This is a genomic window from Klebsiella sp. DY2415 (genome assembly GCF_026314315.1).
GTDB lineage: Bacteria > Pseudomonadota > Gammaproteobacteria > Enterobacterales > Enterobacteriaceae > Klebsiella > Klebsiella ornithinolytica.
This window is the reverse complement of record NZ_CP111115.1, coordinates 1,120,588-1,137,799: the sequence shown is the minus strand read 5'-3', so window position 1 is coordinate 1,137,799 and position 17,212 is coordinate 1,120,588. Positions and strand designations below refer to the sequence as shown.

Annotated in this window: 19 protein-coding genes; 8 read left to right on the top strand and 11 right to left on the bottom strand. The window is 59.5% G+C overall.

The window, feature by feature from the left end; all coding sequences use genetic code 11:
• Positions 1-10: 10 nt before the first annotated feature.
• Both hydN and OQV00_RS05395 read right to left on the bottom strand, forming a co-directional pair.
• A complete protein-coding gene (gene hydN, locus OQV00_RS05400) occupies positions 11-538 on the bottom strand; it encodes an electron transport protein HydN (RefSeq protein WP_004866866.1) in 528 nt (175 codons plus the stop codon).
• A 147-nt stretch (positions 539-685) separates the two neighbouring features.
• The gene (locus tag OQV00_RS05395) at positions 686-1,699 is read right to left on the bottom strand and encodes a LacI family DNA-binding transcriptional regulator (RefSeq protein ID WP_015585878.1); all 1,014 of its coding nucleotides are present in this window, start codon (positions 1,697-1,699) and stop codon (positions 686-688) included.
• 266 nt (positions 1,700-1,965) lie between these two features.
• Here OQV00_RS05395 and ascF point away from each other — a divergent pair, with 266 nt between their 5' ends.
• Genes ascF through OQV00_RS05380 form a run of 3 tightly spaced genes read left to right on the top strand, consistent with a single transcriptional unit; the run spans position 1,966 to position 5,184 of the window.
• On the top strand, positions 1,966-3,408 hold the full coding sequence (ascF, locus tag OQV00_RS05390) for a PTS cellobiose/arbutin/salicin transporter subunit IIBC (protein ID WP_266279960.1): 1,443 nt from the start codon (positions 1,966-1,968) through the stop codon (positions 3,406-3,408).
• A gap of 28 nt (positions 3,409-3,436) precedes the next feature.
• Positions 3,437-4,861 (top strand): 6-phospho-beta-glucosidase, encoded by a 1,425-nt coding sequence (locus tag OQV00_RS05385; protein WP_004866872.1) that lies wholly within the window; start codon positions 3,437-3,439, stop codon positions 4,859-4,861.
• Between the two features lie 23 nt (positions 4,862-4,884).
• Positions 4,885-5,184, top strand: a complete 300-nt coding sequence (locus tag OQV00_RS05380) for a hypothetical protein (RefSeq protein ID WP_266279958.1) — start codon at positions 4,885-4,887, stop codon at positions 5,182-5,184.
• A gap of 254 nt (positions 5,185-5,438) precedes the next feature.
• On the opposite strand, the gene hycI is transcribed toward OQV00_RS05380, so the two are convergent.
• The 9 genes from hycI to hycA all read right to left on the bottom strand — a co-directional run bounded on the left by hycI (position 5,439) and on the right by hycA (position 13,243).
• Positions 5,439-5,909 (bottom strand): hydrogenase maturation peptidase HycI, encoded by a 471-nt coding sequence (hycI, locus tag OQV00_RS05375; RefSeq protein ID WP_004866873.1) that lies wholly within the window; start codon positions 5,907-5,909, stop codon positions 5,439-5,441.
• Positions 5,902-6,312 carry a formate hydrogenlyase maturation HycH family protein gene (locus tag OQV00_RS05370; protein ID WP_015585877.1) on the bottom strand — a complete coding sequence of 137 codons (411 nt, stop codon included), beginning with the start codon at positions 6,310-6,312 and terminating at the stop codon, positions 5,902-5,904. The genes hycI and OQV00_RS05370 overlap by 8 nt, the downstream gene beginning before the upstream one ends.
• Positions 6,309-7,076, bottom strand: a complete 768-nt coding sequence (locus OQV00_RS05365) for an NADH-quinone oxidoreductase subunit B family protein (protein WP_004866877.1) — start codon at positions 7,074-7,076, stop codon at positions 6,309-6,311. The genes OQV00_RS05370 and OQV00_RS05365 overlap by 4 nt, the downstream gene beginning before the upstream one ends.
• On the bottom strand, positions 7,076-7,618 hold the full coding sequence (locus OQV00_RS05360) for a formate hydrogenlyase complex iron-sulfur subunit (RefSeq protein ID WP_004866880.1): 543 nt from the start codon (positions 7,616-7,618) through the stop codon (positions 7,076-7,078). Before OQV00_RS05360 ends, OQV00_RS05365 begins: the two co-directional genes overlap by 1 nt.
• A gap of 9 nt (positions 7,619-7,627) precedes the next feature.
• Positions 7,628-9,337: a formate hydrogenlyase subunit HycE gene (gene hycE / locus OQV00_RS05355; RefSeq protein WP_004866882.1), complete on the bottom strand. Its 1,710-nt coding sequence runs from the start codon at positions 9,335-9,337 to the stop codon at positions 7,628-7,630.
• A gap of 16 nt (positions 9,338-9,353) precedes the next feature.
• Positions 9,354-10,277 (bottom strand): respiratory chain complex I subunit 1 family protein, encoded by a 924-nt coding sequence (locus OQV00_RS05350; protein WP_088402250.1) that lies wholly within the window; start codon positions 10,275-10,277, stop codon positions 9,354-9,356.
• A gap of 2 nt (positions 10,278-10,279) precedes the next feature.
• Positions 10,280-12,106, bottom strand: a complete 1,827-nt coding sequence (gene hycC / locus OQV00_RS05345) for a formate hydrogenlyase subunit 3 (protein WP_015585875.1) — start codon at positions 12,104-12,106, stop codon at positions 10,280-10,282.
• Complete coding sequence (locus tag OQV00_RS05340; protein WP_004866887.1) at positions 12,103-12,711, bottom strand: 4Fe-4S dicluster domain-containing protein; 609 nt, start codon at positions 12,709-12,711, stop codon at positions 12,103-12,105. Before OQV00_RS05340 ends, hycC begins: the two co-directional genes overlap by 4 nt.
• 82 nt (positions 12,712-12,793) lie before the next feature.
• Positions 12,794-13,243 (bottom strand): formate hydrogenlyase regulator HycA, encoded by a 450-nt coding sequence (gene hycA / locus OQV00_RS05335; protein ID WP_004866889.1) that lies wholly within the window; start codon positions 13,241-13,243, stop codon positions 12,794-12,796.
• A gap of 211 nt (positions 13,244-13,454) precedes the next feature.
• Between hycA and hypA the strand changes: the two genes are divergently transcribed.
• From hypA to hypE, 5 genes are all read left to right on the top strand, one after another.
• A complete protein-coding gene (gene hypA / locus OQV00_RS05330; RefSeq protein WP_004866890.1) occupies positions 13,455-13,805 on the top strand; it encodes a hydrogenase maturation nickel metallochaperone HypA in 351 nt (116 codons plus the stop codon).
• An 81-nt stretch (positions 13,806-13,886) separates the two neighbouring features.
• A complete protein-coding gene (gene hypB / locus OQV00_RS05325) occupies positions 13,887-14,759 on the top strand; it encodes a hydrogenase nickel incorporation protein HypB (RefSeq protein ID WP_015585874.1) in 873 nt (290 codons plus the stop codon).
• On the top strand, positions 14,750-15,022 hold the full coding sequence (locus OQV00_RS05320) for a HypC/HybG/HupF family hydrogenase formation chaperone (RefSeq protein ID WP_004866894.1): 273 nt from the start codon (positions 14,750-14,752) through the stop codon (positions 15,020-15,022). Before hypB ends, OQV00_RS05320 begins: the two co-directional genes overlap by 10 nt.
• Positions 15,022-16,143, top strand: coding sequence for a hydrogenase formation protein HypD (hypD, locus tag OQV00_RS05315; protein ID WP_004866895.1), 1,122 nt, complete (start codon positions 15,022-15,024; stop codon positions 16,141-16,143). Before OQV00_RS05320 ends, hypD begins: the two co-directional genes overlap by 1 nt.
• Positions 16,140-17,150, top strand: coding sequence for a hydrogenase expression/formation protein HypE (hypE, locus tag OQV00_RS05310; protein WP_004866898.1), 1,011 nt, complete (start codon positions 16,140-16,142; stop codon positions 17,148-17,150). Before hypD ends, hypE begins: the two co-directional genes overlap by 4 nt.
• Positions 17,151-17,212: the final 62 nt, after the last annotated feature.

Below are 17,212 nucleotides of genomic sequence, written 5' to 3'. Positions count from 1 at the left end.
TGCCGCCGCCTTACCAGGCCAGCGCCGTACGACGACGTTTTTCGCTATTCATCTGCTCAAGCTTATTGCGGTCCACGCAAATCAGCGCATGCGTCGGGCAGGCCTCTATACAGGCGGGGCCCTCTTCCCGGTGATGGCAAAGATCGCATTTATTGGCTTCCGCTTTTTCCGCCATCACGTTCAGCCCGGCACCGCTATGACGAATCACCGGACGCACGACCACCTCCATCGCGCCATAGGGACAGGCCACCACACAGGTTTTGCAGCCGATGCAGCGCTCCTGCATCACGTGAATAAAGCCTTTATCCCGGGCGATCGCGCCGTTCGGACAGACGTTGGCGCACGGCGCGTCTTCACATTGGCGGCAGGCGGTGGCCGTCGACACGTTAACGCCTTTGATCACATGGATACGCGGTAAGAAGGATTTTGGCGTCAGCGCGGCGCAGTCCTGATTTTCCTGATGAGAGACCACGCAGGCCACTTCGCAGGTGCGGCAGCCGATGCATTTGCTCGCGTCGGCAATAATGAAACGGTTCATCCATTTCTCCAGCTGTAAGAAGGTTACGCGGCGGAGTATGCATAATACGTTCCAACTTTTATCACGCTGATAATAAAGGAAATGAATAACCTAAAGACGGGGAACAGATTCTGTCATCGTCACATCTGACGATGACAGATGACGACGTCAGGCGAACGGTCCCGGGGCAATCGAGTCACGTTCAAGCAGCTCACCGGGGAAGGTTTGCTGATATTTTAAATCGCCGCCGTCGAGCATAAAGATCAGTCGGTTAATACTCTCCTTGATCATCTCCGTCACCGGTATTTTGACGCTGGAGAGCGCCGGAACCATATACGGCGCCAGCACGATATCATCGAAGCCGATGACCGAGACCTGCTCCGGAATCCGCACGCCCTGCTGATGTAGCTGCTTCATCGCGCCAATCGCCATGTCGTCATTGCTCGCCACCAGCGCACTGTAACGGGCATCGCGCTGACGCAGCGTCGCTACGCCAGCCGCGCCGCTTTCCGGCGTCCACTTGCCCTCAACGATCAGCTCATTATTCAGCGAAATCCCGTGTTTCGTCAGCGCATCTTTATAGCCGGAAAGGCGTTCAATCCCGGTAGGCGAATCCAGCGAGCCGGTGATAAACGCGATATCACGATGGCCGCGGGCAATCAGTTTTTCGACCGCCGTAAATGCCGAGGCTTTTTGATCGGACCAGACGCAGTGGCTGGCGTTGCGCCGCAGGCGGCGGTTGAGCACCATAATCGGCTGCGGCTGGTTTTCCACGATTTCGTCCATTTCATCAACGCTGAGAAAACGCGGATAGATGATAATCGCGTCGCAGCGCAGGTCGAGCAGGTACTGGATCGCCTCGCGCTCTTCTTCCGCGCTGTGCTTGCCGTCGGCCAGAATCAGCTGCCGTCCCTTGTCTTCCGTCATCCGCGCAACGTGAAACAACAACTCGCTAAAATAGACCCCGTGATAAAGGGTGTTGGTCACCACCAGCCCCAGCGTCTGGCTCTTTTTGGTCGCCAGATTACGCGCCAGCAGATTGGGCCGGTAGCCGCTTTCCGCCACGGCCTGAAATACGCGATCTTTCGTTTCCTGGCTGACATAGCCGTTACCCGACAGTACCCGGGAAACGGTCGCTTTCGAGACTCCCGCGCGTTTCGCCACCTCCAGCATCGTTGCCATGTTGTTCTTCCTGTTGCAAAAGATGCCCGCAGTGTACTGCACACCTCGCCGTTTTACAGCTTTGACTCGCGCTCAGCGCAGATTCTTAGCTGGCTTACATAGCGATCAAAATCACAAAACGAAAAAATGATTTTTTTATATCTTGTTAGAACTAATGAAACTCATCATGATTTTGTGGAACCGGTTTCCTATATATCCCTGATAGCGCACGATCCTCAGGTGCGATAACCAGCCAGTACCCTATTGATTAAACAGGATAAAATCCGATGTCTAAAAATTACGCAGCCCTGGCAAAGCAAATTCTGACGGCAACAGGCGGGGCGGATAACATCACGGCAGTCACCCACTGTATGACCCGCCTGCGTTTTGTGGTCAAAGATGATGCGCGGGTGGACAGCGCCGCGCTGAAAAGCCTGAAAGGCGTGCTTGGCGTGGTGCGCAGCGACAATCAGTGCCAGGTCATCATCGGCAATACGGTATCGCAGGCGTTTCGCGAAGTGGTCAACCTGCTGCCGGACAACATGCGCCCCGCGGAACCTCAGGGAAAACCGCCGCTGACGTTAAAGCGTATCGGCGCCGGGATCCTCGATGCGCTGATCGGCACCATGTCACCGCTGATCCCCGCCATCATCGGCGGATCGATGGTCAAACTGCTGGCGATGATCCTTGAGATGAGCGGCGTCCTGCCTAAAGGTGCGCCCACGTTGACTATTTTGACCGTCATCGGCGACGGCGCCTTTTTCTTCCTGCCGCTGATGGTCGCCGCCTCTGCGGCGGTAAAATTCAAAACCAATATGTCGCTGGCGATTGCCATTGCCGGGGTGCTGGTCCATCCGAGCTTTATTGAGCTGATGGCCAAAGCGGCCCAGGGTGAGCACGTCGAGTTCGCCTTTATTCCGGTGACGGCGGTGAAATACACCTATACCGTTATTCCGGCGCTGGTGATGACCTGGTGCCTGTCATATATCGAACGCTGGGTCGATCGCATTACTCCGGCGGTGACGAAAAACTTCCTCAAGCCGATGCTGATCGTGCTGATCGCCGCTCCGCTGGCGATCCTGCTGATAGGCCCGCTCGGGATCTGGATCGGCAGCGCCATCTCCGCGCTGGTGTACACCATTCATAGTTATCTGGGCTGGCTGTCGGTGGCCATTATGGGCGCCCTGTGGCCGCTGCTGGTGATGACCGGGATGCATCGCGTTTTCACCCCAACCATTATTCAGACCATTGCGGAAACCGGTAAAGAAGGGATGGTGATGCCGTCAGAAATCGGCGCCAACCTGTCGCTGGGCGGCTCATCGCTGGCGGTAGCCTGGAAAACCAAAAATCCGGAGCTGCGCCAGACTGCGCTGGCGGCCGCGGCCTCCGCCATTCTGGCCGGTATCTCCGAACCGGCGCTGTACGGTGTCGCGGTGCGCCTCAAACGTCCGCTCATCGCCAGCCTGATCAGCGGCTTTATCTGCGGCGCGGTGGCCGGTATCGCCGGGCTTGCCAGCCACTCGATGGCGGCACCGGGCCTGTTCACCAGCGTCCAGTTCTTTGACCCGGCTAACCCGATGTCTATCGTCTGGGTCTTCGGCGTGATGGCGCTGGCGGTGGTGCTCTCATTCGTACTGACGCTGCTGCTCGGCTTTGAAGATATCCCGGTGGAAGAGGCCGCAGCCGATGCCAGAGCGCTCCAGACCACGACCCGACCATCACACGTCTGAACACTATTTTTTGTAAGCGAGGTAACGCATGTCGACTTTTCCACACGGCTTTTTATGGGGCGGCGCGCTGGCCGCAAACCAGTCTGAAGGGGGGTATCTCGAGGGCGGCAAAGGGCTGACCACCGTGGATACGCTGCCCCATGGCGCGAACCGCATGCCGGTAAAGCTCGGGCTGGAGAAGCGTTTTCAGCTGCGTGACGATGAATTTTACCCGAGCCATGAGGCCATCGATTTTTATCATCGCTATAAAGAGGATATCGCCCTGATGGCGGAGATGGGCTTTAGCGTCTTCCGCACCTCAATTGCCTGGAGCCGCCTGTACCCTAACGGCGATGAGCTGGAGCCGAATCAAGAAGGGATCGCCTTTTATCGCTCGCTGTTTGAAGAGTGCAAAAAGTACGGGATTGAGCCGCTGGTAACCCTTTGCCACTTCGATGTGCCGATGCATCTGGTCATTGAATACGGTTCATGGCGCAATCGTAAAATGGTGGAGTTCTTTACCCGCTACGCCCGCACCTGCTTTGAAGCCTTCGACGGGCTGGTGAAATACTGGCTAACCTTCAATGAAATCAACATCATGCTCCATAGCCCCTACTCCGGCGCCGGGCTGGTGTTTGAAGAGGGAGAGAACCAGGAGCAGGTGAAGTACCAGGCGGCGCACCACGAGCTTATCGCCAGCGCGCTGGCGACCCAAATCGCCCACGAGGTCAACCCGCATAACCAGGTCGGCTGCATGCTGGCGGGCGGCAATTTTTATCCCTGGTCCTGCAAGCCTGAAGATGTGTGGATGGCGCTGGAGAAAGATCGCGAAAACCTCTTCTTTATTGACGTACAGGCGCGCGGTGCTTATCCGTCTTATTCGGCGCGCGTGTTCCGCGAAAAAGGCGTGACCATTGAAAAGCAGCCGGCCGATGACGAGATCCTGAAGAACACCGTCGATTTTGTCTCATTCAGCTATTACGCCTCTCGCTGCGCGTCGGCAGACATGAACGCCAACAACACCAATGCGGCAAACATTGTTAAATCGCTGAAAAACCCGCACATCAAAGCCAGTGAATGGGGCTGGGGCATTGATCCGCTCGGCCTGCGCATCACCATGAATATGATGTATGACCGCTATCAGAAGCCGCTGTTCCTGGTCGAAAACGGCCTCGGCGCCCGGGACGAGATCGATGCCAACGGCGAGATTCACGATGACTATCGCATCAGCTATTTGCGCGAGCATATCAAAGCGATGCGCGATGCTATTGAGGACGGGATCCCGGTGATGGGCTACACCAGCTGGGGCTGTATCGATCTGGTTTCTGCTTCAACCGGCGAAATGAGCAAGCGCTATGGCTTTGTCTATGTCGATCGCGATGATGCCGGCAACGGTACGCTGGAGCGTAAGCGTAAAAAATCGTTCTGGTGGTACAAGAAGGTGATTGCCAGCAACGGCGAAGACCTCGAGTAGAGCGTATATTGCCGGGCGGCACTGTGGCTGCACCGGCCTACGGTTTTGTCGGCCGGATTCGAGTAGTGCGCGTATTGCCGGGCGGCACTGTGGCTGCACCGGCCCACGGTTTTGTCGGCCGGATTCGAGTAGTGCGCGTATTGCAAGGCGGCGCTGTGGCTGCACCGGCCTACGGTTTTGTCGGCCGGATTCGAGTAGAGCGCGTATTGCCGGGCAGCGCTGTGGCTGCACCGGCCTATGGTTTTGTCGGCCGGATTCGAGTAGAGCGCGTATTGCCGGGCAGCGCTGTGGCTGCACCGGCCTATGGTTTTGTCGTTTTGTAGGCCGGATAAGGCGTTAGCCGCCATCCGGCGCGGGCATGGCCCGCAGATGCCGCGGCGCGCGTTTGCGGCCATACTCCGCGTCGCTCATCGGCAGACAGCCAACAAATCCACGCACCAGCGCTTGAGCGGCATAGCCAACCCGCTATTAACCCATCCACGTTAGCCTTGTCACCCCCAGCTCCTTGAGATGGCGTAGGCGAAAAAGCGTATTGCCTGACCCGGCTAAACATTCGCGTAAGCCCGGATGCCAGACGCTATGCGTCTGCCGCCTCCAGCTGTGCAAAACCGCCGTTCCCCTGCCAGCCGCTAAGCTGGTGATATACCACCTCGACCGCATCCTTAATTGGCTGGGTCATCGGGTAATAAAAGCCGACGATATCCGGCTGAATCCCGAGAAAAATGACCTCACCAACATCCTCTTGCAGCTGATCGATCAGATAGTTGAGCGGCATATTGTGGGTGGTCATCATAAACATTTCGGCAATATCGTCCGGGTCAACGAGGCGGATTTCTCCGGGGTTGAGCCCCATATCGGTAGCATCGACGATCAGCAGGCGATCGGGACGTAGCTCGCGAATGGCGACGATGTCGTTTTCCGGGGCGCTGCCGCCATCGATCACCACCCATTCACCGACCGGCCTGGCGGCGCACATCTCCGCCAATAGCGGGCCTGCGCCATCATCGCCCATCATGCTGTTGCCAACACAAAGTAAAACATCAGTCACGGAGTCTCCTCACCATCAGATAGATGGCGCTTTCCTGGTGAATATCGTGCAGCATGCTGAGCATCGTTTTGCTCCACGCCTGCTGTTCGGCGGTCTGCCGGGCCTGCGCTTTATCGAAGGCGTTGGCGAGCATCGTGACATGATTGCTGTCGATCACTATCTCGCCGTACTTCGGCACGCCCTCCATTTTACGCCGTGCGGTGCTGCCCTCTTCGAGAGTGGCAATCCACGCCAGATAGTCCTGCCACGGGCAGCTTAGCGCTGCCTCCAGGCAGTCGATGACGCCGAGGTGGTGGCCAATCGCCAGGCTGTAATAGACCACCTGTTGCGCCTGATCGGGCGTCGCGTCGTTCTCATCAATAAATTTACGGCTCAGCTGACTGAACACCACCGTCTCGCTCATCGGATACGCGCCCCCTCGACCACCTGGTTCAGATGGGTGACGATCTCAGTCAGACGCGGATCTTTCTCCGCCTCCAGCCAGCGCACCACCTGACTATCGCCCTGCGCCAGCAGACGCATGTAGTCATCGGCAATCTGGCGGCCATAGCGATAGCCCGCCAGGCGACGCGCTTCACGATCGATGCGCACCCGCAGCGGCTGCACCATGCCGGGGTGGAGAATTTCCGCCGCTTTGTCATCCTGCTCGCCCGGCAGACGGGCGTGAATTTTCTGTTCCAGCAGACCCAGCGCCATCGCAAAGCCATATAGCGTGGCGGCAGGCGTCGGCGGACAGCCCGGAATATAGACGTCCACCGGGACAATTTTGTCGGTTCCGCCCCAGACGCAGTAAAGGTCGTGGAAGATACCGCCGCTGTTGCCGCAGGCGCCGTAGGAGATGCAGATTTTCGGATCCGGCGCCGACTGCCAGGCACGCAGCGCCGGTGAACGCATGGCGCGGGTCACCGCGCCGGTAAACAGCAGAATATCGGCATGGCGCGGTGACGGCACCACTTTTATCCCAAAGCGTTCGGCATCAAACAGCGGTGACAGGGTGGCGAAAATCTCGATTTCGCAGCCGTTGCAGCCGCCGCAGTCCACGCGATAGACATAGGCGGAACGCTTAATTTTCTTCAGCAGCGATGCCTTCATGCTGGCGATGGACTCCTCCACCGTCATCGGCAGCGGAATGCCGTTTTCATCGCGCGGGCCTGGTAAATTGCTCATCAGCTGGCCTCTCTCATATGACGAGTCAGTTCAATACGATCGGACGGCACCAGGCACTTCTGGCGTTTACACTCCGGGCAGGTCTCGAAGCTTTCGCGATGCAGCTCGGCGCGAGTATCTCCGTTGTGCCCGAGCAGCGCGATGGCGTAGTCGATCTCTTTTTGTACGGCGAACGGGCGTTCACACACCCGGCAATGGCAAATGGCAAAGCGCGACTGCTGGAGGAAATCCTCTTTCTTCCACACCGCCAGTTCATACTCCTGCGACAGCTTGATGGCCGCCGTCGGGCACACCTCTTCGCAGCGACCGCAGAAGATGCAGCGCCCGAGGTTGAACTGCCAGGCAAGCTCGCGCGTCACCAGGTCCGTTTCCACCGTCAACGCGTTCGACGGGCAGGCGTTCACGCAGGCCGCGCAGCCGATACACTGCTGCGGCGTATGTTCCGGTTTGCCGCGAAAGTTTTTATCTACCGGCATCGGCTCCAGCGGATAGGCGTGCGTCGCGTTGCCGGTTTTGATCACTTTTTTGATAAAGGTAAACATGGCGATTCCTTATTTCAGCGGCGAGTTTTTACGCTCGATGCTGTAGCGCTCCAGCTCTTTGTACGGCACCACTTTGCTTTTTTTCTTCCGCACATCGACCACGGTCATGCGGTCGGTACAGGAGTAGCAAGGATCGAGGCTGCCGATAATCAACGGGGCGTCGGAGACGGTGTTGCCGCGCAGCATATAGCGCAGGGTCGGCCAGTTGGCGTAGGTGGCCGCACGACAGCGCCAGCGGTACAGCTTCTGGTTGTCGCCGGTCATGCTCCAGTGGATATCATCCCCGCGCGGCGCTTCCGAGAAGCCCAGCGCAAAACGGTGCGGGATATAGGTAAAGCCTTCCACCGCCAGCGGACCGCCCGGCAGGTTATCGAGGCCGAAGTCGATCATATTCAGCGCGGTATAGACCTCGTTGATACGCACCTTCAGGCGCGAAATGACGTCGCAGCCCTGTTCGCTGTGAACCGTCATCGGCAGCAGACCGTAGCCGACAAACGGATGGTCGGCGCGGGTGTCGCGAGCGTGGCCGCTGGCGCGGACCATCGGACCGACGTTGCTGAAATCACGGGCGATTTGCGGGTCGAGGCGGCCTATCCCCACGGTACGCTGCGCCATATTCGGCGTGCTGAGCAGCATATCGACCAGCTCCTGCACGTCACGACGCATCTGCTGCGCCAGCGCTCTTGTCTGAATCATGTCATCTTTCAGCAGGTCGCGACGGATGCCGCCAATCAGGTTCATACCGTAGGTTTTACGCGCCCCGGTGAGGATCTCCGCCATCTTCATTGAGGTCTCACGCACGCGGAAGAACTGCATAAACCCGGAGTCAAAGCCGGTGAAGTGGCAGGCGAGGCCGAGGTTCAGCAGGTGCGAATGCAGGCGTTCCACTTCCAGCAGGATGGCGCGGATCATCTGCGCGCGTTCCGGTACCACGATCCCCATCGCATTCTCGACGGAGGTGGTATAGGCCGTACTGTGGGCAAAGCCGCAGATACCGCACACGCGGTCGGACAGGAAGGTCACTTCGTTATAACCCATGCGGGTTTCCGCCAGTTTTTCCATGCCCCGGTGGACATAGAACAGGCGGTAATCGGCGTCGATAATATTCTCGCCATCAACGAACAGGCGAAAATGACCGGGTTCATCGGAAGTGACGTGCAGCGGGCCAATCGGCACCACGTTGTTTTTCTTACTGCCCAGCTCGTTGATGAACTCGTAGGTTTCCGCATCGGTGGTCGGCGCCGGGCGCTGACGATAATCCATGCTGTCTTTACGCAGCGGATAGAGTTCATCCGGCCAGTCGTCCGGCAGTACCAGACGGCGCTCATCCGGCAGCCCCACCGGTATCAGACCGTACATATCGCGCACTTCACGCTCGCCCCAGACGGCGGCAGGCACGCGCGGCGTCACCGACGGATATTCCGGTTTGTCGGCATCCACTTCGACGCGCACGGTTACCCAGCACCGGGTCCCCTGCTCCATCGACAGCACGTAATACACGGCATAGTGGCCGTTAAGCTTACGTTCGTCGTTACCGAACAGCACCGACAGCCAGCCGCCCTGCTGGTAGTAGAGAAACTCCACAACTTCCGGGAGATAGTTGACCTTCACCGTCACGGTGAGCTGATCTTTGGTCTGCCAGGCTTCGTCGAGCACCACGCCCGGGAAGGCCTGATGCAGCGCGGCGAGATAGTGTTGACCGATTTTTTCTTCAGACATGCTCAAACTCTCTTAATCACGCCGCCAGCAAGGAGACGAAAGCTAAAAACGCAAAGCCAAAACCGGCCCAGGTAACGCGGGAAGTGGCACAAAAACGCAGACGCGCCATGCTGTTTTCAAACAGCGCGATAACCAGCACGCCCGCCACCAGCTTGGCGATGGCGGCGACCAGCGCCAGCAGCAGGCCACCGAGGCTAAAACTGGTCATCGCTCCCCACGGAATAAAGACGCCGACAAACATCTGCAGCACAACCAGCTGTTTGAGGCTGATGCCCCATTTCAACACCGCAAATCCGCTGCCGCTGTATTCGGTCAGCGGCCCTTCCTGCAGCTCCTGCTCCGCTTCCGCCAGGTCGAACGGCAGCTTGCCCATTTCGATAAAGGTGGCGAACGCGCAGGCGCACAGCGCCAGGACCAGCGGTACCGAGCGGGCAACGGGCCAGTGATAAATGGTGGCGACGATCTGGCTGAGGTGCGTGGAGCCGGCAACCTGCGCCGCAACCCACAGGCCCAGCAGCAGAATCGGCTCCGCCAGCACGCCGAGCATCGCTTCGCGGCTGGCGCCGATCGCCGTAAACGGGCTACCGGTGTCCAGACCGGCAATCGCAAAGAAGAAACGGGCAATCGCGAACAGGTAGATCAGGGTGATCAGATCGCCCAGTCCCGCCAGCGGCGACGAGACGGTTACCACCGGCAGCGCGCTGGCAATGGTCAACATCACGCCGACCATCACGAAGGGCGTCAGGCGGAAAACCCAGCCGGAAACATCCGGCCCGACGCTCTGGCGACCCAGCAGCTTGAAGATATCCCGGTACTCCTGCAGCACTCCCGGACCGCGGCGATTATGCAAGCGGGCGCGGGCTACGCGGGTGATGCCGGACAGCAGAGGCGCGGCGGCAAACAGCAGCAGCGCCTGCAATAATGCAATTAAAACGCTCATTCTCAGGCTCCTCGCGAAATGACAATAACCACCAGCGCCGCCAGCTCAAGCAACGCCACGCCGCGGAACAGCGCAGGCGCCGAGGCGGACTGCCAGCCGGGAACCAGACGCACCGGATTCAGCCAATGACGCAATTTCAGCAGCGGCGCAAAGGCCTCTTTAACCGGCATGGCAAAACCATGAGCGGTAATGACCATCGATTTTTCATGGTCGTAGCCGCAGACCCATGCCGCACCGCGGGAGCGTGCGGGCAGACGATCGCCTTTAAAGAAGATCATCAGCAGGAACGGCAGCAGCGGACAGGCCAGCAGCAGAATGGCGATCAGCGGCTGCGACACCACGCTTGAGATCTGCGCCTGAACCGGTAGTACCCCGCCGACCAGCGTCAACAGCCACGGCGCGGCGACCCCGCCCGCCACGCAGCAGAGCGCGGCGAGTAGCACGCTGACCGTCATCAGCAGCGGGGCGCCGGTGGCGTTCTCCGCTTCCGGAGTCCGCGGGGCGCCGAGGAAGGTCACGCCGTAGACTTTCGCCATACACATCACCGCCAGCGCGCCGGTCATTGCCAGGCCAACGGCCAGCAGCGGCCCAAGCAGACGGCCGATAAAGGCGTCGCCGGTGCTCAGTTTGAAGAAGGACTGGTAGATAACCCACTCGCCGGCAAAGCCGTTGAGCGGCGGCAGCGCCGCCATCGCCATCAGGCCGATCAGCATAGCGAGCGAAATCAGCGGCATTCTTTTGCCCAGCCCGCCCAGCTTTTCGATATCGCGGTGGCCGGTACGGAACCACACGGCGCCGGCGCCAAGGAACAGCGTCGTTTTGAACAGACTGTGGTTGATCAGGTGGTACATGCCGCCGATGAAGCCCAGCACCATCAGGCTACTGCTGTTGAGCGCCAGACCGGTGACGAAGGCGCCAAGTCCCAGCAAAATAATGCCGATATTTTCGAGGGTGTGATAAGCCAGCAGGCGCTGAATATTGTGCTCCATCAGGGCGTACAGTCCGCCGATAAACGCGGTTATCATCCCCACGACCAGCAGCAAGACGCCCCACCACAGCGGCGGCGTGCTCCCGGCAAGCGAGACCGTCAGCATGCCAAACAGCCCGACTTTCATCACCACCGTGGAGAACAGCGCGGCGGCCGGCGCGCTGGCCCCGGCGTGCGCCTGCGGCGCCCAGCCGTGGAGCGGGATAACGCCCGCCAGCAGCGCGAAACCGACGAGCGCCGGCAACCACAGCAGCATATTTTGCGGAGCGTGGGCGGCGAGCAGACTAATCTGCCCCAGGTCAAGAGTGCCGTAGAAAGACCACACCAGCCAGCAGCTCCACGCCATCAGCAGCGTGCCCAGACGTCCCAACGCAAACCACAGCTTTGCGGATTGCGCGCAGCCGGTCAGAAATGCTCCGCACAGGGCCATCATCTCCGCCATGACCACCAGCGTGCCGAAGTTTGTTGCCACCACGGCGCAGGTTGCTGAAGCCAGCAGCAGATTGACCAGCAGGCCGTTGGCTTTCACCTGCGAATGACGGTGCCAGGCGATATTAAACAGGGCGACAGGCAGGGCGCTGAGGCCAATGGCGAGCAGCCATAGCGCATTGATGCCGTTCACCCGAGCCGGTAAAGAGAGCATCTGCAGCATGCCGTCGCTCACCTGCTCCGGGGTTATCAGCGTCGCGATAGCGGCGACGATCAGCATGGCGCTGGCCACCGCGCCGCCGATCCCGGCAATCGCACCGCTTAACGGTTTTCTCAGGGTAAAGATAAATGCCAGCACGCCGCTGGCGGCATACCACAGCACCGCCTGGTTGACTAAAGAGATCGCGCTCATTTCACGCCCTCCTGTTGCGACTGAAACAGCGACAAATCGCCGAGGTCGGTATTAAAGGTCAGCTCACGCTTGCGCTTGCTGGCCTGGGCGATATCGCGGATATCCACCAGCAGCAGCGCTTTCGTCGGACATGTACGCACGCAGGCGGGTCCCTGCTCATCGAAATGGCACAGGTCGCATTTCACGGCGATAGCGCGCACGCCGGGTACCCAGTCGAGCAGCGAACTGACGCGAGCGGGCGCCGGCGGCGCAGCGGGTGCCATAGGGGTATTGGCATTAGCCGGAATATCCAGCGGACGACTGCCGGAAAATTCAATCGCCCCGAACGGGCAGGCAATGGCGCACAGCTTGCAGCTCACGCACAGGCTTTCATTCAGCTGAACCGCGCCATCGACGCGATTGATCGCATTAACCGGACACACGGCGGCGCAAGGGGCGTCTTCGCAGTGGTGGCACATTTGCGGCGCCGATTCTTTTTCATTACGCATGACCTGTAGTCGCGGCATGGCCTGCAGGCCGTACTGGCGATGCGTCTCTGAGCAGGCGGCTTCGCAGGTGCGGCAGCCGATACAGACGGTGGAGTCAGCAATTACAAAACGGTTCACCGGGCAATCCTCGGGTGAAAGTCATTTTTGACGAAATCAGGGAGTTCAGATGTCATTTTCGACACGTGTCGACACCTTACGATTAATGGGCCAGCGCCAGATGGCTTAAATCCACCGGCTGGTCGTGTTCCATGGCGTCATACAGACGGTCATAGACGCTGGCAATAATGGCCAGGTAATGTTCCAGCACCTGTTCGCGCGAACGGTTGCTGATCCGGCCGTCAACGGTACCGTCGGATGCCAGCGTTGCCTGAGCAATCAAGCGTTTATCATCACTATTACGCGTTTCGACGTAGTACTCGATGGTGTGGTTGTTGAACCCTTCTGCCAGCGCGACATACACCTGAAAATGTTCAAACAGGACGAAGCACAGCTCTTTGTCCGGCGCGCAGCTCATCGCATGATGCAAACGCGCTTTTGACAGGGTGATGCCCTGAACCAGCGAATTGCAGTACTGGCGCCACTGATCCTGATAGCGGCGGTGACGGTCGGCGATGTAGTCCGCCTTTTCACTTATTTCCCAAATAGTCATCTCGGTCTCCCCGGTTGCATGAGATGCACCGTACAAGCATTTTCCATGCCAAATTTTAATTTATTGATATTTAATGATTTTAATAAAAAAGCCGCCCCGTACTGACATGTCGATGACATCCGTCAGCTGTCGTCATCGACAGTTCATCCGACAGTAGATATGACCTGGCATCGTTATTGCATATATGGCCCATCGCGATACGGAGGCGACCATGCACGAAATCACTCTTAGCCAGCGGGCGCTGGAAATTATTGAACAGCAGGCGCAGCAGGCCGGCGCGCGTCGGGTTACCGGCGTGTGGCTGAAGGTCGGCGCATTTTCCTGCGTGGAAGCCAGCGCATTGACCTTCTGTTTTGAGCTGGTGTGCCGCGGCACGCTGGCGGAAGGCTGCGAACTGCATATTGCCGAACAACAGGCCGAATGCTGGTGCGAATCCTGCCAGCAGTACGTGCAACTCATCTCGCAGCACGTGCGGCGCTGTCCGCAGTGCCACAGCGACACGCTGCAGATTGTGGCGGACGACGGCCTACAGATTCAGCGAATAGAAGTGATCCACCGTTAATTCGGGTTATCTCACGGCGGCCCGCGAGTCAGCCGGCAAAGAGACAACGCGAGGATGACGGGACAGACCAGGAGTAAAACTATGTGTACGACTTGCGGCTGTGGGGAAGGCAACCTTTATATCGAAGGTGATGAGCATAACCCCCACTCGGCGTTTCGCAGCGCCCCCTTCGCGCCAGCCCCGCGCCAGACCATGACGATTACCGGCGTCAAAACCGATAGCTTCTCCCCCACCCGCTCAGCGCACGGCGACCTGCACTACGGCCACGGCGAAGCGGGTACCCATGCGCCGGGTCAAAGCCAGCGCCGGATGCTGGAAGTCGAAATCGACGTGCTGGATAAGAACAATCGTCTGGCGGCCCGCAACCGCGCGCGCTTTGCCGCACGCGGCCAGCTGGTGCTGAACCTGGTCTCCAGCCCGGGATCCGGCAAAACCACGTTACTGAGTGAAACCTTGCTGCGTCTGAAAGGAAAAACCGCGTGCGCGGTCATCGAAGGCGACCAGCAGACGGTCAATGATGCGGCACGCATTCGCGCCACCGGCACGCCGGCCATTCAGGTCAACACCGGGAAGGGCTGCCACCTGGATGCGCAGATGATTGCCGATGCCGCCCCGCGTCTGCCGCTGGTGGATAACGGCATTCTGTTTATTGAAAACGTCGGCAACCTGGTATGTCCGGCGAGCTTCGACCTCGGCGAACGTCACAAGGTGGCGGTGCTGTCGGTCACCGAAGGCGAAGATAAGCCGCTGAAGTATCCACATATGTTCGCCGCCGCCAGCCTGATGGTGCTGAATAAAATCGACCTGCTGCCGTACCTCAACTTTGATGTAGAGAAATGTCTCGCCTGCGCGCGGGAGGTTAATCCCGATATTGAGATCATTATGCTGTCCGCCACCAGCGGCGAAGGCATGGATAAGTGGCTCAGCTGGCTGGAGGCGCAGACATGTGCATAGGCATTCCAGGGCAGATCTGCGCCATTGACGGCAATCTGGCGAAGGTCGAAGTGTGCGGTATCCAGCGCGAAGTCGATCTGACGCTGGTAGGAAGCGTTGATGAACAGGGGCAGCCGCGGCTCGGCCAGTGGGTTCTGGTCCACGTGGGCTTCGCCATGAGCATCATTAATGAAGCGGAGGCCCGCGATACCCTTGAGGCGCTGCAAAATATGTTTGAAGTCGAGCCTGACGTGGGCGCGCTGCTGTACGGTGAGGAGCGATAATGCGTTTTGTTGATGAATATCGCGCGCCGGAGCAGGTGATGCAGCTGGTTGAACATCTTCAGGCGCGCGCGCATCTGCTGCCTCATACCGCCGGGCATCCGCTGCGCATTATGGAAGTGTGCGGCGGCCATACGCACGCCATCTTTAAATTCGGTCTCGACCAGCTGCTGCCGGAGAATATCGAATTTATTCACGGCCCCGGCTGCCCGGTCTGCGTTCTGCCGATGGGGCGAATCGACACCTGTATCGATATCGCCAGTCGCCCGGGGGTGATTTTCTGCACCTTCGGCGACGCCATGCGCGTGCCCGGCAAAAACGGCTCCCTGCTGCAGGCGAAATCCCGCGGCGCCGATGTGCGGATCGTCTATTCACCGATGGATGCGCTGAAGCTGGCGCAGCAGAACCCGCAGCGGGAGGTGGTCTTCTTTGGCCTCGGTTTTGAAACCACCATGCCCGCGACCGCGCTGACGCTGCGTCAGGCCCGCGAGCGCAACGTGGATAACTTCTTCTTTTTTTGCCAGCACATCACCCTGCTCCCGACCCTGCGCAGCCTGCTCGACCAGCCTGATAACAGCATCGATGCCTTTCTTGCCCCGGGCCATGTCAGTATGGTCATCGGCACCGAGGCCTACGGGTTTATCGCCAGCGACTACCGGCGTCCTTTAGTGGTGGCTGGTTTCGAACCTCTTGATCTACTGCAAGGCGCGGTGATGCTGGTTGAGCAGACAATAGCGCAGCGCAGCCAGGTCGAAAACCAGTACCGCCGCGTGGTACCTGATGAAGGCAACCCGCTGGCGCAAGCGGCGATTGCCGACGTTTTCTGCCTGTCGGGCGATAGCGAATGGCGCGGGCTGGGGGTCATCAACAACTCCGGCGTACGCCTGACGCCCGCCTATCAGCGCTTTGACGCTGAAGCCCATTTTCAGCCGGCGCCGCAGCGCGTCTGCGACGATCCGCGCGCCCGCTGTGGCGATGTGCTGACCGGCCGCTGTAAGCCGCATCAGTGTCCGCTGTTCGGGCAAGTCTGTAACCCGCAAAGCGCGTTTGGCGCGCTGATGGTCTCATCAGAGGGCGCATGCGCCGCCTGGTATCAATATCGCAGTCAGGAAAATGAAGCATGAAAAGCGTCCAGTTAGCTCACGGTAGCGGGGGACAGGCGATGCAACAGCTGATCGCCTCCCTGTTTATGCAGGCTTTCGCCAACCCGTGGCTGGCGGAGCAGGAAGATCAGGCGCGTCTCGATCTGGCGCAGCTTACCGCTCAGGGCGATCGTCTCGCCTTCTCCACCGACAGCTACGTTATCGATCCGCTGTTTTTCCCCGGTGGCGACATCGGCAAGCTGGCAGTATGCGGCACCGCCAACGATGTGGCGGTCAGCGGCGCCCTGCCGCGCTATCTCTCCTGCGGGTTTATTCTCGAAGAGGGGCTGGAGATGGCCACCCTGGAACGCGTGGTTAATAGCATGGCCCGTACCGCGCAGGCCGCTGAGATTGCCATCGTCACCGGCGATACCAAAGTCGTCCCGCGCGGCGCGGCGGATAAACTGTTTATCAATACCGCCGGGATCGGCGCCATTCCGGCGGATATTCGCTGGGGGGCGCAACAGATCGCTCCCGGCGACGTGCTGCTGGTCAGCGGCACGCTGGGCGACCACGGCGCGACCATTCTCAACCTCCGCGAACAGCTGGGGCTGGACGGCGCGCTGGCCAGCGACTGTGCGGTGCTGACGCCGCTTATTCAGACGCTGCGCGCCCTTCCCGGCATCAAAGCGCTGCGCGATGCGACCCGCGGCGGAGTAAACGCGGTAGCTCATGAGTTCGCCGCCGCCAGCGGCTGCGGCATTGAGCTACATGAACAGAAGCTGCCGGTGAACGAGACCGTGCGCGGGGTGTGCGAACTGTTAGGCCTGGATGCGCTTAACTTCGCCAATGAAGGCAAACTGGTGATTGCCGTCGCCCGGGAAGCGGCTGAGGCCGCGCTGGCGCAGCTTCAAAGCCACCCGCTTGGCCGCCACGCCGCGATTATCGGCGACGTGGTTGAGCGTACCGGCGTGCGCACGATCGGCCTGTATGGCGTGAAGCGGACGCTGGACCTTCCCCATGCCGAGCCGCTGCCGCGAATTTGTTAACGGAAGTCGGGTCCCCGGGTTGCGGCTAACGTCTTATCCGGGCTACCGACTACGCACGGACC

Coding starts and splice junctions, on each gene's coding strand:
- hydN (WP_004866866.1), bottom strand. CDS start 538: ATGAACCGTTTCATTATTGCCGACGCGAGCAAATGCATCGGCTGCCGC.
- OQV00_RS05395 (WP_015585878.1), bottom strand. CDS start 1,699: ATGGCAACGATGCTGGAGGTGGCGAAACGCGCGGGAGTCTCGAAAGCG.
- ascF (WP_266279960.1), top strand. CDS start 1,966: ATGTCTAAAAATTACGCAGCCCTGGCAAAGCAAATTCTGACGGCAACA.
- OQV00_RS05385 (WP_004866872.1), top strand. CDS start 3,437: ATGTCGACTTTTCCACACGGCTTTTTATGGGGCGGCGCGCTGGCCGCA.
- OQV00_RS05370 (WP_015585877.1), bottom strand. CDS start 6,312: ATGAGCGAGACGGTGGTGTTCAGTCAGCTGAGCCGTAAATTTATTGAT.
- OQV00_RS05365 (WP_004866877.1), bottom strand. CDS start 7,076: ATGAGCAATTTACCAGGCCCGCGCGATGAAAACGGCATTCCGCTGCCG.
- OQV00_RS05360 (WP_004866880.1), bottom strand. CDS start 7,618: ATGTTTACCTTTATCAAAAAAGTGATCAAAACCGGCAACGCGACGCAC.
- hycE (WP_004866882.1), bottom strand. CDS start 9,337: ATGTCTGAAGAAAAAATCGGTCAACACTATCTCGCCGCGCTGCATCAG.
- OQV00_RS05350 (WP_088402250.1), bottom strand. CDS start 10,277: ATGAGCGTTTTAATTGCATTATTGCAGGCGCTGCTGCTGTTTGCCGCC.
- hycC (WP_015585875.1), bottom strand. CDS start 12,106: ATGAGCGCGATCTCTTTAGTCAACCAGGCGGTGCTGTGGTATGCCGCC.
- hycA (WP_004866889.1), bottom strand. CDS start 13,243: ATGACTATTTGGGAAATAAGTGAAAAGGCGGACTACATCGCCGACCGT.
- hypA (WP_004866890.1), top strand. CDS start 13,455: ATGCACGAAATCACTCTTAGCCAGCGGGCGCTGGAAATTATTGAACAG.
- hypB (WP_015585874.1), top strand. CDS start 13,887: ATGTGTACGACTTGCGGCTGTGGGGAAGGCAACCTTTATATCGAAGGT.
- OQV00_RS05320 (WP_004866894.1), top strand. CDS start 14,750: ATGTGCATAGGCATTCCAGGGCAGATCTGCGCCATTGACGGCAATCTG.
- hypD (WP_004866895.1), top strand. CDS start 15,022: ATGCGTTTTGTTGATGAATATCGCGCGCCGGAGCAGGTGATGCAGCTG.
- hypE (WP_004866898.1), top strand. CDS start 16,140: ATGAAAAGCGTCCAGTTAGCTCACGGTAGCGGGGGACAGGCGATGCAA.